The 1,428-nt window shown below is 68.3% G+C and carries 1 protein-coding gene; it reads right to left on the bottom strand.

Annotated elements, in window-relative coordinates:
* Positions 1 to 22: 22 nt before the first annotated feature.
* Positions 23 to 1,225 (bottom strand): IS110 family transposase, encoded by a 1,203-nt coding sequence (locus ACH4TL_RS45800; RefSeq protein WP_398332167.1) that lies wholly within the window; start codon positions 1,223 to 1,225, stop codon positions 23 to 25.
* Between the last annotated feature and the right edge of the window lie 203 nt (positions 1,226 to 1,428).

The raw sequence follows: 1,428 nt of genomic DNA, 5'->3' as shown, positions 1-1,428 counted from the left end.
AAGGAGAATCTCAATGATCGTGTCAAGCCGCCTGCGTGACCGGCGGGGCGGAGGTGAAGAACCTCTTGTCACGCAGCATTGCCCACAGAACGTCGATTCGGCGGCGGGCGAGCGAGAGCAGGGCTTGGGTGTGCAGCAGGCCCTCGGATCGCTTCTTGAGGTAGTAGTCGCGCGATGGCCCGGGCCGCATCATCGCGGTCTGTGCCGACATGTAGAAGATGTGCCGCAGCCGCCGGTTGTAGCGCTTGGGCCGGTGGTAGTTGCCGGTCCGGCGGCCGGAGTCCCGGGCGACTGGGGCCAGGCCGGCGTGGGAGGCGAGCCGGCCCGCGTCGCGGTAGCCGGACAGATCGCCGACGATGGCGACGAACTCGGCGCCCAGGATCGGGCCCATGCCGGGCATCGATTCGATGATCTCGGCGCGGTCGTCCGTGTGGAAGGTCTCGCGGATCTCCCGGTCGGTGTCCTTGATCCGCTCATCCAGGGCCAGGAGCTGGTGGGCGAGATCGCAGACCAGCTTGGCGGCCCGCTTCTCACCGGGCAGAGCGGTCATCTGCGACTGAGCCGCTTCGACGGCCTTGGCAGCGACCTCGGCAGCACCGCGGACCTTGCGGCGTTCCAGCCAGGCCGTCAGCCGCTTGACGCCGATCCGCCGGAGGGCAGCCGGGGTCTGGTATTCGGTGAGCATGACGACCGGCCCCTTGGCAGCGGAGTAGTCGAAAGCCCGCTCCAGCGCGGGGCAGATGCCCACGAGCAGGTCGCGGAGCCGGTTGATCAGCCGGACCCGGTCGGCGATCAGGTCGGCCCGGTGGTTCGTCAGCAGCTGGAGCGTGGAGACCAGCTCCGGCGGGGTGTCCAGCGGGGCGAAGTCCCGGCGCATACGGGCCTGGTCGGCGATGACACGGGCGTCCCTGGCGTCGGTCTTGCCCTCGCCCTTGTAGGCGCCGGACATGCGGTTGACCGTCCGGCCCGGCACGTAGACGACCTGCTGGCCGTGGGCGATCAGCAGGGCAAGCAGCAGCGTGGAGGCCCGGCCGGAGATATCGACCGCCCACCGCACCTCGTCGGCCCGCTCACCGGCAGTCTCGATGAGAGCGAGGACCTGGGCCTCGTCATTGATCACCTTCGTCGAGAACAGCGTCTCGCCGTCGGCGTCCAGGGCCACCGCCCAGTGATGTCCCTTCCCGGCATCGATGCCGACCCATATCCGCGCCTGCCGCGTGCTCAAGTCCGTCGCTCCGTTCCACCGTGACCAGCACTTCCATGGCCCGGAGAACACTCCGCCGACAGGTCCCTAACCAGCGATGACCGCAGTTCTCAATCAGTGGTCGGAGCGTCCCGGAGGACCGGGCGGCCATTCTCCCTGAGCCATCAACGGCAACACCTCATCAGCCACACCCGGTCCTCCCGGACCGCCAACATTCTTAGGGA

Source organism: Streptomyces sp. NPDC021115 (assembly GCF_044333065.1).
GTDB lineage: Bacteria > Actinomycetota > Actinomycetes > Streptomycetales > Streptomycetaceae > Streptomyces.
The sequence above is the reverse complement of the archived record's forward strand: the minus strand, read 5'-3'. Positions and strand labels throughout refer to the sequence as shown.